General features: G+C 60.4%; 9 protein-coding genes. 4 read left to right on the plus strand and 5 right to left on the minus strand.

Annotated features, from left to right (window positions below; translation table 11 throughout):
• Positions 1 to 11: 11 nt before the first annotated feature.
• The 3 genes from glgB to AC1DSG_RS02105 all read right to left on the minus strand — a co-directional run bounded on the left by glgB (position 12) and on the right by AC1DSG_RS02105 (position 7713).
• Entirely contained in the window at positions 12 to 2243 is a 2232-nt protein-coding gene (gene glgB / locus AC1DSG_RS02095) for a 1,4-alpha-glucan branching protein GlgB (RefSeq protein WP_477789365.1), read from the minus strand.
• A 2-nt stretch (positions 2244 to 2245) separates the two neighbouring features.
• Positions 2246 to 5587: a maltose alpha-D-glucosyltransferase gene (treS, locus tag AC1DSG_RS02100; RefSeq protein ID WP_477789366.1), complete on the minus strand. Its 3342-nt coding sequence runs from the start codon at positions 5585 to 5587 to the stop codon at positions 2246 to 2248.
• A 131-nt stretch (positions 5588 to 5718) separates the two neighbouring features.
• The gene (locus AC1DSG_RS02105; RefSeq protein ID WP_477789367.1) at positions 5719 to 7713 is read right to left on the minus strand and encodes an alpha-1,4-glucan--maltose-1-phosphate maltosyltransferase; all 1995 of its coding nucleotides are present in this window, start codon (positions 7711 to 7713) and stop codon (positions 5719 to 5721) included.
• Positions 7714 to 7910: 197 nt separating this feature from the next.
• Here AC1DSG_RS02105 and AC1DSG_RS02110 point away from each other — a divergent pair, with 197 nt between their 5' ends.
• The gene (locus tag AC1DSG_RS02110; protein WP_477789368.1) at positions 7911 to 8075 is read left to right on the plus strand and encodes a hypothetical protein; all 165 of its coding nucleotides are present in this window, start codon (positions 7911 to 7913) and stop codon (positions 8073 to 8075) included.
• Positions 8076 to 8206: 131 nt separating this feature from the next.
• On the opposite strand, the gene AC1DSG_RS02115 is transcribed toward AC1DSG_RS02110, so the two are convergent.
• On the minus strand, positions 8207 to 8707 hold the full coding sequence (locus AC1DSG_RS02115; RefSeq protein WP_477789369.1) for an MgtC/SapB family protein: 501 nt from the start codon (positions 8705 to 8707) through the stop codon (positions 8207 to 8209).
• 122 nt (positions 8708 to 8829) lie between these two features.
• Between AC1DSG_RS02115 and AC1DSG_RS02120 the strand changes: the two genes are divergently transcribed.
• From AC1DSG_RS02120 to mapR, 3 genes are all read left to right on the plus strand, one after another.
• Positions 8830 to 9063, plus strand: coding sequence for a DUF3203 family protein (locus AC1DSG_RS02120; protein ID WP_477789370.1), 234 nt, complete (start codon positions 8830 to 8832; stop codon positions 9061 to 9063).
• Between the two features lie 195 nt (positions 9064 to 9258).
• Positions 9259 to 10689, plus strand: coding sequence for a cytochrome c oxidase accessory protein CcoG (gene ccoG / locus AC1DSG_RS02125; protein ID WP_477789371.1), 1431 nt, complete (start codon positions 9259 to 9261; stop codon positions 10687 to 10689).
• A gap of 129 nt (positions 10690 to 10818) precedes the next feature.
• Complete coding sequence (gene mapR, locus AC1DSG_RS02130) at positions 10819 to 12228, plus strand: GntR family transcriptional regulator MpaR (RefSeq protein ID WP_477789372.1); 1410 nt, start codon at positions 10819 to 10821, stop codon at positions 12226 to 12228.
• A gap of 121 nt (positions 12229 to 12349) precedes the next feature.
• Here the strand turns inward: mapR and AC1DSG_RS02135 are convergent, their stop codons facing one another.
• The gene (locus AC1DSG_RS02135) at positions 12350 to 13096 is read right to left on the minus strand and encodes an SDR family oxidoreductase (protein ID WP_477789373.1); all 747 of its coding nucleotides are present in this window, start codon (positions 13094 to 13096) and stop codon (positions 12350 to 12352) included.
• Positions 13097 to 13104: the final 8 nt, after the last annotated feature.

Below are 13104 nucleotides of genomic sequence, written 5' to 3' on the forward strand. Positions count from 1 at the left end.
TCGGTATCAGCTCAACCCTCCGGCCGCAAAATCAACACCGCGAGCGGTGGCAGATTCAGCACCAGCGAAAGCGCCTGCCCATGGCTCGGTGCTTCTTCGGTCAACGCGCCGCCACTGTTGCCATAGTTGGAACCGGCATACATCGCCGCATCGCTGTTGAGCACCTCGGTCCAGCGCCCGGCAAACGGTACGCCGACGCGATACGCCTCACGCGGCACCGGGGTGAAGTTGGCCACGACCAGTACCGGCCGCCCCTCCTTGCTCCAGCGCAGCCACGCGTAAACGCTGTTGATCGCATCGTCGCCGATCAGCCACTGGAAGCCTTGCGGGGCGTCATCCTGCTCATGCAGCGCCGGTTCTTCGCGGTAAAGTCGATTGAGGTCACCGACCAGTTTCTGCACCCCTTGGTGCTCGGGGTATTGCAGCAAGTACCAGTCCAGTTGCTGATCGTGATTCCACTCGCGCCACTGACCGAATTCGCAGCCCATGAACAACAGCTTCTTGCCGGGGTGCGTCCACATGAAGCTCAAGTAGGCGCGCAAATTGGCAAACTTCTGCCAGCGGTCGCCGGGCATCTTGTCGATCAGCGAATGCTTGCCGTGAACCACTTCATCGTGGGAAATCGGCAGGATGAAACGCTCGGACCAGGCGTAAACCAGGCCAAAACTCAGCTCATTGTGGTGATGGGCGCGGTACACCGGATCCTGCTGGATGTAATGCAGCGAATCGTGCATCCAGCCCATGTTCCATTTGTAGGCAAAACCCAAGCCGCCCTGTTGCGTGCTCTGACTGACACCCGGCCACGCCGTGGATTCTTCGGCGATGACCAGCGCACCCGGTGCCTCCAGCGCCACCACGTCGTTGAGGTGACGTAAAAAGTCTATGGCTTCGAGGTTTTCCCGACCGCCATGGCGGTTCGGCACCCATTCGCCGGCCTTGCGCGAATAATCGCGGTAGAGCATCGAGGCCACGGCATCGACGCGCAGGCCATCAACGTGGAAATGCTTGAGCCAGTGCAACCCCGAGGCCAGCATGTAACCGTGCACTTCGGTGCGGCCCAGGTTGTAGATCAGCGTGTCCCAGTCCTGGTGAAAACCTTCCAGCGGGTTGCCATATTCGTACAGCGCGGTGCCGTCGAATTGCGCCAGGCCGTGAGTATCGGTCGGGAAATGCGCCGGCACCCAATCGAGAATCACGCCGATTTCCGCCTGGTGGCAAGCGTTGACGAACGCGGCAAAGTCATCCGGTGAACCGTAACGGGCGCTCGGGGCAAATTGCGAAAGCAATTGATAACCCCACGAGCCGCCGAACGGGTGCTCCATGATCGGCATCAGTTCGATGTGGGTGAAGCCCAAGTCCTTCACATAAGGGATCAGGCGCTCACCCAACTCGTGCCAGGTGTACTGGCGGGCGACTTCGCCCAGATCGTCCAGCTCGCATTGCCAGGAACCGGCGTGCAATTCGTAGATCGACAGCGGTGCGGTCGGTCGCTGACGTTCGCCACGGGATTGCATCCACTCATGATCCTGCCAATCAATGTTGAGCGGTGAGGCGACTTTGGAGGCGGTGTCCGGCGGCAAGGTGGTAGCCAGCGCCATCGGGTCAGCCTTGAGCGGCAAAATGCCGTGGGTGCCGAGGATTTCGTATTTGTACGCCTCACCCGCTCGCAGGCGCGGGATGAACAGCTCCCAGACCCCGGTCGGATGGCGCAGACGCATCGGATGACGGCGACCGTCCCAGTTATTGAAATCACCCACCACCGATACGCGTTTGGCGTTGGGCGCCCACACAGCGAAACGCACGCCGTCGACACCGTCGACCGTTTTCAGTTGCGCGCCGAGGCAACTGCTCAAGTCACGGTGATTGCCTTCGGCGAACAGGTACAAATCCATCTCGCCGAGCAGCGGGCCAAAGCTGTAGGGGTCTTCGCTGATTTGCTCGCCGCCGGCCCACCGGGTGCGCAACAGGTACGCCTGGGCACGATCGAAATGCCCGACAAACAGCCCCGGTGTCTGGGTGGCTTCCAGCTGGCCGAGTTCTTCCCCGGAGTCTCTGGCCAACACCTGCACGCTCAACGCGTCAGGCAAATAGGCTCGAATGAATTGTCCTTCGGCGCCATCGCCATGAGGACCGAGAATTGCAAAGGGGTCGTGATGTTCGGCGCGTACCAACGCGTCGATGTCCCGCGCTCTGGGCAGTAACGCCTCTTTAGCGTGACCCTGTTCCTTGTTCGAGAAACTCATGACTACTCTCCACCAAGTTCGGAAAAGGGTTTAAGCCCACTCAATAATCCATACAAGCCGTGCAGGGGCACCGGCAGCCAAGTGGGTCGATTTTCGGCCTCATAAGCCACTTCATAGGCCGCCTTCTCCAGACCGAACAACGCCAGCGCGGCGTCCTCGCCCTCCGGATCTTGCCACGCATGAGCAAGACTAGCTCCCGCTAGCCGATAAGCGTCAACAAATGCCTGTTTTGCTTCAATAAGGTAGCGCTCGGCGACCCGTTGCCGGGCAGCCTGGGCCTCGGCCGTGTTGTCGACGTTATGCACATTGATCGTCATCGCGGCGGCGTAATCGAAAGAACGCAACACCCCGCTGACGTCCTTGTACGGGCTGTGCTTGCCCCGCCGTTCGCGCAGTGGCCGCGCCGGCTCGCCCTCGAAATCGATCAGGTAGGCATCGCCCTTGATCACCAGCACCTGGCCCAGGTGCAAGTCACCGTGGACGCGGATGCGCAAGCCTCCGGCGGTTTTCTTGCCGAGTTCCTGCACATGGTTGACGATGGCTTTTTTGTGCTCCAGTAAGCGACTGACCAAGGTCTGATCCGCCGGGCTCAGTTCGCTTTGATGCTGCTTGAGCAACTTCAAAGCGTGCTCCAGCTGTGCCGCCACGTCCTTGGCCGAGGCCAGCGCCTCTTTCTGCGTGGTGACCTGCGGGGCGAAGTCCGGGTCTTTCGTAGGAGTGGCCAGTATCTGGTGCATTTCCCCCAGACGCTGGCCGAGCATGCCGGCAAAATCCTTCAGCTCACCGAGTGCGTTGTAGTGCTGTTCCTGCTCGGACATGGCATCGGCCATCTCGTCTCGCAGCGCGCGTTCGAGGTTGTTCTGGGTCCATTCCCAGGCATCGCCCTGATTGCTCAAATAGCCCTGAGCGATCATCAACAAGGTGTCTTTGCCTTGCTCGTCGCGGCGCACCACCGAGCCCAGCAGCGGCGAAATATTGCCGAACCCGGCGCGGGTAAGGTAGGCACTCATTTCCAGTTCCGGGTGTATCCCCGAGGCGAGTTTGCGGATCAGTTTGAGCACCAGGCTGTTGCCGATCACCACCGAACTGTTGGACTGCTCGGCGGACAGATAACGCACCGGCGACTCCTCCGTCAGGCCCAGTTTCGCCAGCTCTGCCGTAGGCTCGAAACGGATGTCGCCCGCGCTCGATGGCAACACAGTGTCGTTCTGCATGCCTTGCAACACGGCATGGACAAAAGGTTCGAGGCTGAAAGCGTCAGTAATCAAACCCACCTGCCGTCCACGGCGCACCCGTGACAACGCCAGCTGTTGAGGCAGCGCGGCGCCGACCTGCTCTTCGGGAATGAAGCCGAATGGCAGCTGATAGCGATGGGTCTGGCCAGCGCTGGTGACTTCAATCTCGCTCAGCAACACCGGGTGCAGCGGATCGCCGAAGCGCACGCCGTAGGCCAGATTGACCTGTTCGATGGCCGCGTCCTTGCTGGCAAACCAACGGCGATTCTGCAGCCAGTTCGGCAGAATGCCCTGCTCCATCGTGTCACGGGACGGCGTTTCGAGCAGTTCTTCCATGCGCTGCTTCAACACCAGCGTAGTGAAGTCCGGCAGGCTTTGCGCCGGTTCCACATGCCAGGCCGGCATCTGGTTTTCCGCCGCGAGCCCGAACCAGTAGAAGCCATAGGGCGCCAGGGTCAGGAGGAAATTCAACTGGCCAATCGGCGGGAAAGCGTTACCGCCGAGCATCTCCACCGGCACCATGCCGACGTACGCCGACAAGTCGAGTTCCGCCGCTTGTGCGCTGCGTGAGACGTTGGCGACGCACAGGATGATTTCGTGCTTGCCATCGGCACCGGTGAATTCACGGGTGTAGGCCAGAATCCGGCGGTTGCTCGGCGAGAGCATTTTCAGCGTCCCGCGCCCGAAGGCCTTGGACTGTTTGCGCACGGCAAGCATGCGCCGGGTCCAGTTGAGCAGCGAATGCGGGTCGCCGGCCTGGGTTTCGACGTTGACCGACAGGTAGCCGTATTGCGGATCCATGATCGGTGGCAGCACCAGGCTGGCCGGATCGGCACGAGAGAATCCGCCGTTACGGTCAATCGACCACTGCATCGGTGTGCGCACGCCATCTCGGTCACCGAGGTAGATGTTGTCGCCCATGCCGATTTCATCGCCGTAATACAGGGTCGGTGTGCCGGGCATCGACAGCAGCAGACTGTTGAGCAGTTCCACCCGACGACGATCTCGCTCCACCAAGGGCGCGAGTCGGCGGCGGATCCCCAGATTGATCCGGGCCCGACGGTCCGCCGCGTAGTAATTCCACAGGTAGTCGCGCTCTTTGTCGGTGACCATTTCCAGGGTCAGTTCATCGTGGTTGCGCAGGAAAATCGCCCACTGACAATTGGCCGGGATCTCCGGGGTCTGACGCAGGATGTCGGTGATCGGGAAACGATCCTCCTGGGCCAGCGCCATGTACATGCGCGGCATCAGCGGAAAGTGAAAGGCCATGTGGCACTCGTCGCCGTTCAAGCCCTTTTTGTCGGTGGCACCAAAATACAGTTGGGTGTCTTCCGGCCATTGATTGGCCTCGGCCAGCAACATGCGGTCGGGGTAATTGGCGTCGATCTCGGCGCGGATCTGCTTGAGGACGTCGTGGGTCTCGGGGAGGTTTTCGTTTTTGGTGCCGTCACGTTCGATCAAGTACGGGATGGCGTCCAGCCGCAAACCGTCGATGCCCATGTCGAGCCAGTAGCGCATCACCGAGAGCACGGCTTTCATGACCTGCGGGTTATCGAAGTTCAGGTCCGGCTGGTGGGAGTAGAAACGGTGCCAGAAGTACTGGCCGGCCACCGGGTCCCAGGTCCAGTTGGATTTTTCAGTGTCGAGAAAGATGATGCGCGTGCCGTCGTACTTTTGATCGTCATCGGACCAGACGTAGAAGTCCCGCGCCGCCGAACCGGGTTTGGCCTTGCGCGCGCGCTGGAACCAGGCGTGCTGATCCGAGGTGTGGTTGATGACCAGCTCGGTAATCACCCGCAGGCCACGCTTGTGCGCCTCGGCAATGAAGCGCTTGGCATCGGCCATTGTGCCGTAATCGGCGTGCACACCACGGTACTCGGCGATGTCGTAGCCATCGTCACGGCGTGGTGAGGGGTAGAACGGCAACAGCCAGATGGTATTGACGCCGAGGTCGGCGATGTAATCGAGCTTGGCGATCAGCCCGGGAAAGTCGCCGATTCCGTCATTATTGGAGTCGAAAAATGATTTGACGTGAACCTGATAGATCACCGCGTCCTTGTACCAGAGCGGGTCCTTGATAAAGGTGGCTGCCTTGGGTTTCTTCGCCATTTGAAACTCCTGTTGATGATCGTTCCCACGCTCTACGTGGGAATGCCTCTACGGACGCTCCGCGTTCGGCTCTGGAGGGGACGCGGAGCGTCCCGGGCTGCATTCCCACGCAGAGCGTGGGGACGATCGTGCTAAACAGTGATCCGCCAAATCCCGAACGGCTGGTAGGCCGGGTCGATGCGCATGAACTGGTACTTGCCATACCAGGTCCAGCGGTGGCCGTTCATCAAGTCCTCGCCCTGGGTGCTGGCGTCGTCGGGCAAGCCCATTTCCCACAGCGGCAATTCGAAATTGGCTTCCTGGACGTTATGCGGATCGAGGCTGACAGCCACCAGAATGAAGTTGCTGCCGTCAGCGCTGCGTTTGCCGAAGTACAGAATGTTGTCGTTCCACGCGTTGTAAACCTTCAAGCCCAGATGCGTATGCAGGGCCGGGTTCTGCCGGCGAATGCGGTTGAGCTGCGCGATCTCGGCAATGATGTTGCCCGGCGCGTTGAAATCCCGTGGGCGGATCTCGTACTTCTCGGAATTGAGGTATTCCTCTTTGCCCGGTATCGGCGCCGATTCACACAGTTCGAATCCCGAGTACATGCCCCACAGGCCAGAGCCCATGGTTGCCAGCGCCGCACGGATCAAAAAACCGGCGCGCCCGGATTCATGCAGGAAGGCCGGATTGATGTCTGGTGTATTGACGAAGAAGTTCGGCCGGTAGCATTCACGCCACGGCGATTCATTGAGCTCGGTGAAATACGTTGCCAGCTCATGCTTGGTGTTGCGCCAGGTGAAATAGGTGTAGCTCTGGGAATAACCGACCTTGCCCAGCCGCGCCATCATCGCCGGCGTGGTAAAGGCTTCGGCGAGGAAGATCACCTCCGGATACAGGGCGCGCACATCGGCAATCAGCCACTGCCAGAACGGCAGCGGCTTGGTGTGCGGGTTGTCGACGCGAAAGATCTTCACGCCCTCTGCGACCCAACCGACCACGATGTCACGCAGTTCGACCCACAGGCTCGGAATGGCCTCGGTGGCGTAGAAGTCGACGTTGACGATGTCCTGGTATTTTTTCGGCGGGTTCTCGGCGTATTTGATCGTGCCGTCCGGCCGCCAGTTGAACCAGCCAGGGTGCTGTTTCAGCCATGGATGGTCCTGGGAACACTGAATCGCAAAGTCGAGGGCGATTTCAATCCCGTAGTCCGCCGCCGTGGCGACCAGGCGGCGGAAGTCTTCGCGGGTGCCGAGCTGCGAGTGAATCGCCTCATGCCCGCCCTCTTCGCTGCCAATCGCATAGGGGCTGCCGGGATCTTCGGGACCGGCGGTCAGGGAATTGTTCGGACCTTTACGGAAACTGCGGCCGATCGGGTGGATCGGCGGAAAGTACAGGACGTCGAATCCCATGTCCTGAATCATCGGCAACCGCTCGTGCACATCATTGAAGGTGCCATGACGGGCCGGATCATCCGTGATCGAGCGCGGAAACAGTTCATACCAACTGGCGAACTGCGCCAGCTCGCGCTCGACATCCAACGGGTACTCCGGGCTCAGGCTCACAAAGGCGTGATGATCGACCTGAGCCATCAGCTCGGCGCTACGTTGGTGCAGAAACAGCGCCACCTGCTCGTTTTCGAGCAAACCGGACAACTCACGGTGCAGCGCAGTCAGTTGCTCACTCAACACGCCTTCGCTGCGTTCGGCCGCCTGCTGCACCTGCGTGCGGCCTTCCTGCAATTCCAGACTAACGGGGACACGCGCGGCGTGTTTTTTCTCCAGCTCATAGCAAAAGCTGGCGAACTGATCGATCCAGGCTTCGATACAAAACAGATAGCGTCCCTGCTGCTCGACACGGAACTGGCCTTGCCAGCCGTTATTGCCCAGGTCCGCCATGACTTCGCTTTGCCAGATGTCATCGCCTTCGGCCCGCCAGCGCACCCGCACAGCCAGTTTGTCGTGACCGTCGGCAAACACTTTGCTGGTCACCACCACGACTTGACCCACAACGGATTTCACAGCGAACTGTCCGCCATCAAGGGTTGGCTGGGTGTTTTCAATCGCGATTCGCGGCAGTAATAAAGCCTGCGACAGCGGCATGTGAGGGTTGTAATTGAGCTCTGTCGGTTTTGCAGCAGTCATCGAGCATCTCTCCTTTACGCCCCATGGACGCTCTTGTACCGGGTGTTCCCTGGATAGATTCACTTAGGTTGGGAACCCCCGGGTGGGCTAAAAGTTCAGAGGGAATTGCCCAAGCGGTCGCGGGGAATCAATTCACGCGCAGGGAGGTCAATTCACTTAAGCACGACTTACGCCATGTGCCACCGGAGGCTTGAACAATGAGTATTCCAATCCCCGCCGAAACCCCTGATCCGAACATCGACAGCCCGGTCATTCCACCGACCGAGCCGCAACCCGTGCCCGAAGAAGACCCGCCTGGCACCCAACCACCGCCTCGGGAAGAACCGCCGAGCACGATGCCGCCGGTAATTGTGAAGCCGTGACATGACAATTGACCGGGTACAGATCGTTCCCACGCTCCGCGTGGGAATGCAGCCCGKGACGCTCCGCGTCCCATCCCGAGCCGAACGCGGAGCGTCCGTTGAGGCATTCCCACGCARAGCGTGGGAACGATCTACGGGGCGTGATCTTTCTCAAGCAGACGCACGATCCTCGGCATCACACTGAAAATCCCCAACGCCAGCAGCGTACTGAACACCGCCGTCGCCTCGCGCCCTAGCCCGGCCGATACGCCGATGGCGGCGGTCATCCATAACCCGGCGGCGGTGGTCAGGCCCTTGACTTGGGCCTCATCGCCCTCGGTGTTTTTAAGAATAGTCCCGGCGCCTAGAAAACCGATCCCGGCGATGACGCCCTGCACCACCCGGCTCATGGCGTCGGCTTGAGCGCCTGCCGTCTGCGGCACCAGCACAAACAACGCAGCCCCCAGCGCCACCAGCATGTGGGTGCGGACTCCGGCGGCTTTGCCTTTGTGCTCGCGCTCGAAACCGAGGATGCCACCCAGCACCGCTGCTATCAGCAGGCGCACGGTGATGCGCGTCAATTGGGACGCGTCACCGATGTCGGCGAACTCCGCTTGCAGCGTCACCCAAACCTCATGCCACCAGGCGTTCATGCTGTTGTCCTTGTGCGCGTTGTTAAAGGATGGACCGCGCCGACCACTAATCGGTTGCACCGAACGATGGCCGTTGAATGCGTCCTAACGCATTACGTACTCGCCGAAAAAAGGACCTCACCATGACTGTGCGCATCCAAAATGAGACCTGCTTCTTCACCACGGAAAACGGCGAAGAAATTCGCCTGTGCCCCGATGTCACCATCTTCACCGACGCCGAAAAAGCCATGTCAGCGGTTGACCTCAACGGCCAGCGTATCTACATCACCGAAGCAGAAGCGGATGCATTGACCGTAGCAGGCGCCGTCGACGGTCGCCGGCATTTGAAGGCCACGGACAGTGATTCGGTGATTTGACTGACACTGATCAATCACACCTGCGCCGCCGTGCAATAGGCGTTTGCGTACTGCGAGAGCAGGTGCTTCAAGTTGTCGCAAGCGGCGGGTCAGCGCTCATCTGATCCGCTTTTTATTGCAATACCTGAGTCTGTTATGCAAACAGATCGACGCTCATAGTGCGCTGGCCTGATGGAGGCTGATGAGCGACAGACCATGAGCGATAGAATCCCCGTCCGATTAGTTGAAAGCACCCCAGCGGTACAGACTTTTGAGCCTTCGCGTCCAAAGATGAAGGCCAAGTCCAGCGACAATCTGATCCACACCCGCAGCTTCACCGGCCTGTTCCGCACTTTGCGTCTGTGCGGTGCGGGATTTTTGTTTTTGCTGTTCTTCGGCACCGTGTGGTTGAACTGGGGCGACCGCCAGGCGGTGCTCTGGGACCTTGCCGAAAGCAAATTCCACATCTTTGGCGCGACCTTCTGGCCGCAGGATTTCATCCTGCTCTCTGCGCTGTTGATCATCGCCGCGTTCGGCCTGTTTGCGATCACCGTGTTCGCCGGCCGGGTCTGGTGCGGCTACACCTGCCCACAGAGTTCCTGGACCTGGATCTTCATGTGGTGCGAGAAGATCACCGAAGGCGAGCGCAACCAGCGCATCAAGCTGCAAGCCGCGCCATGGGGCTTGAATAAACTGCTGCGGCGCTCCGCCAAGCACACGCTGTGGCTGGCGATCAGCCTGCTCACCGGCCTGACTTTTGTCGGCTACTTCACCCCGATCCGGCCGTTGGCCGAAGAGCTGCTGACCTGGCAAATGGGTGGCGTCAGTCTGTTTTGGGTGCTGTTTTTTACCGGCGCCACGTACATCAACGCCGGCTGGCTGCGCGAAGCGGTGTGCATGCACATGTGTCCGTATGCGCGGTTCCAGAGCGTGATGTTCGACAAAGACACCCTGACCATTTCCTATGACACCGCCCGTGGCGAGAACCGTGGCGCGCGTAAACGTGAGGTAAAACCGGCCGAAGTCGGCCTGGGTGATTGCATCGATTGTCAGCTGTGCGTGCAGGTCTGCCCGACCGGCATCGACATCCGCGATGGGTTGCAGATGGAATGCATCGGTTGCGCCGCGTGCATCGACGCCTGTGATTCGATCATGGACAAAATGGGCTATGCCCGTGGGCTGATCAGCTACACCTCGGAGCATCAATTGCAGGGTGGCAAGACGCACCTGCTGCGGCCACGGCTGATCGGATATACGGCGGTGCTGTTGGTGATGATCGGCGCCCTCTCCCTTGCACTGGTGGAACGCCCCATGGTGTCGCTGGACGTGAGCAAGGACCGTGGCCTGTTCCGCGAAAACAGCCAGGGCCAGATCGAAAACATCTACAGCCTCAAGGTCATCAACAAAACCCAGCTGCGCCAGGATTATCGTTTGAGTCTGGTGGAGGGCGACGGCTTCCAGTTGCAAGGCAAGACGCAACTGAGCCTGGCCCCTGGCGAGATTGTCGATGTGCCGGTGTCGGTGGCGATGACCACGGAGCGACCGAGCAGTGGCTCGCAGACGATCACCTTCAAGATTGTCGACAGCGATGAGCCAGGCATCTACAGCGAGGCCAAGAGCCGGTTTGTTGCGCCGATGAACCGTTAAGGCTTTAGACTGCGGTGCGCCAATCGCGCGCAGGCTCGCTCCCACAAGGGCACCGCCACACCTGTGGGAGCGAGCCTGCTCGCGATGAAGTCACCACGATTTTCCTGAATACATCCATCCAGGCACTCGATGAAACGCTACGAAAAATTCGCCGACGACATCGCTGAACTGATCCGCTCCGGGGTCCTCGGCCCCGGCCAGCGCGTGCCATCGGTGCGCTATGCCAGTCAGACCTATGGCGTGAGCCCTTCCACGGTGTTCCAGGCTTACTACTTGCTTGAACGCCGCGGTCTGATCCGCGCCCGGCCGCGCTCCGGCTACTTCGTCAATGCCCACACACCGAGCCCGTTCTCGGATCCGGTCATCAGCAGCCAGGTCAACGAGTCCACCGAAGTCGACGTCAGCGAGTTGGTGTTCTCGGTGCTCGACTCAATCAAGGACCCGAACACCGTCCCCTTCGGTTCCGCCTTCCCCAGCCCAACCCTGTTCCCGTTGCAGCGCCTGTCGCGTTCGCTGGCCAGCGCAACCCGGGACATGGACCCGCGCATGGTCGTCACCGACATGTCGCCGGGCAACCCGCAGTTGCGTCGACAGATCGCACTGCGCTACATGGTCGGCGGGTTGATGCTGCCCATGGAAGAACTGCTGATCACCAACGGCGCCCTCGAAGCATTGAACCTGTGCCTGCAAGCGGTCACACAACCCGGCGACCTGGTGGCCATTGAAGCGCCTGCGTTTTACGCCTGCCTGCAAATACTGGAACGGCTGAAACTCAAGGCCGTGGAAATCCCGGTGCACCCTCGCGACGGCATAGACTTGGGGGTACTGGCCCAGACGCTAGAGCGACATCCGATCAAAGTCTGTTGGTGCATGACCAGTTTTCAGAACCCGATGGGCGCGACGATGCCCGAGGCGAAAAAGCAGGAATTGGTGGAGTTGCTGCGCCGCCATCAAGTGCCGCTGATCGAAGACGACGTATACGCCGAGTTGTATTACGGGCAACAGGCGCCGAAACCGGCGAAGGCGTTTGATACCGAAGGGTTGGTGATGCACTGCGGTTCGTTCGCCAAGAGCCTGGCCCCCGGTTACCGCATCGGCTGGGTTGCTGCCGGACGTTATGCGCAGAAGATCGAACGGCTGAAACTCATGACCTCACTCTGCGCCTCGATGCCAGCGCAAGCGGCCATCGCCGATTACCTGCAACACGGCGGTTACGACCGCCATCTGCGCAAACTGCGCTACGCCCTCGAAGAGCAGCAAAGCGCCATGCTCGCCGCCATCGCCCGCTACTTCCCGGCACAGACCCGCGTCAGCCAACCGGCCGGCGGCTACTTTTTATGGCTGGAACTGCCAGCGCAGATGGATTCGCTGAAGTTGTTCCAGATGGCGCTGGCGCAAGGCATCAGCATTGCGCCGGGGCCGATCTTTTCGCCGACTCAGCGGTTTCGCAATTGTATTCGGTTGAATTACGGCAGCCCATGGACCGAGGATTCGGAGAAGGCGATGGAGACGTTGGGGCGGATTGTGCGCTCGTTCTGACCCGGATCGTTCCCACGCTYTGCGTGGGAATGGCGCCTCGGACGCTCCGCGTTCGGCTCTGGAAGGTGACGCAGAGCGTCACGGGATACATTCCCACGCGGAGCGTGGGAACGAGCTGTGATTAACGCCCGCCGCCGAGATCAACAAAAGTCCCGGTCGCATAGGAAGCCTTGTCCGAGAGCAACCACACAATCGCCTCCGCCACTTCATCCGGCCGGCCGCCGCGCGCCATCGGTATCGCCGACTCAAGCTTGCTGACCCGGTCSGSATCSCCRCTCAGCGCATGGAAGTCGGTGWARATAWASCCCGGCCGCACSGCGTTGACGCGRATGCCCTCRCCCGCCACTTCCTTGGACAGGCCAATAGTGAAGCTGTCCAGCGCACCTTTTGACGCGGCGTAATCCACGTACTCGTTGGGCGAGCCCAAACGCGAGGCCACTGACGACACGTTGACGATGCTGCCACCCTGCCCGCCGTGTTTGGGCGACATGCGCAGGATCGCGTGCTTGGCGCAGAGGATCGGCGCCAGGACGTTGGTTTTGAGGATTTTGAGAATGCGGAATTCGGACATTTCATCGACCCGGGACTTGTGCCCGACGGTGCCGGCGTTGTTCACCAGCGCCGTGACCCGACCCAACTCGGTGTCCACGCGGTGGAACAGCGCGATCACTTCATCTTCGATGCTGACATCGGCGCGCACCGCGATGGCTTGAGCGCCCAGAGCGCGAACTTGCTCCAGCACACTTTGCGCGGCGGCTTCGTCAGACTGGTAGTTGATGCAGATCCGATAACCCCGTTCAGCGGCCAACAGGGCGGTGGCGGCACCAATACCGCGGCCGCCACCGGTGATGACGATGACTTTGTCCATGCGAGCGT

It is taken from the genome of Pseudomonas sp. P5_A12, from assembly GCF_056400685.1.